Source organism: Aminobacter sp. P4_D5, from assembly GCF_056401815.1.
The window spans coordinates 1-571 of sequence record NZ_JBFUIP010001145.1; the positions used below are offsets into that span (position 1 = coordinate 1).

Genomic DNA, 571 nt, shown 5'->3' on the forward strand with positions numbered 1-571 from the left:
ACCTGGCGCTATGACGGCCGCGTCTATCGCCGCTTCCGCTGCCGCGAGGTGGTGACGGAGGAGGAGGAGGGTGGCGCCGCCCGCCAGCGCGTGACCGAGGGCGCCTGCGCGGATTAATCCGTGATCCGCTCGATGCGGTTCACCTCCACCACCTCCCGCCAGCGTGCGATCTCGCTGCGGACATGGGCGACAAAGCGCTCGGGCGGGCCGCCCTCGGGCCGGGCGCCGAGGTCGCGCAGGCGGGTCTGCACCACCTCGTCGGCCAGCGCCATGTTGAACAGCGCGTTGAGCCGGGCCACCACATTGGCCGGTGTGCCGCGCGGCGCCATGTAACCGAACCAGGGCTCGATGACGGCGTTGGGCAGGCCGGATTCCTCCAGCGTCGGGACGTCGGGCAAAGCGGGATCGCGGGTCGAGCCGCTGACGGCCAGCGCGCGAAGCTGCCCGCCGCGGATCCCGCCGATCAGTGTCGGCGTGTTCTCGAACATCATCTGCGTATCGCCGGCCATCACCGCCTGCATGCCCGGCGCGCCGCCGCGGAACGGCACGTGGACCATGTGCAGGCCGAGCC

General features: G+C 71.8%; 1 protein-coding gene. It reads right to left on the bottom strand.

The window, feature by feature from the left end:
* Positions 1–113: 113 nt before the first annotated feature.
* A partial coding sequence (locus AC1DWF_RS37160) for a Bug family tripartite tricarboxylate transporter substrate binding protein (RefSeq protein WP_476843430.1) occupies positions 114–571 on the bottom strand: 458 nt, incomplete at its 5' end.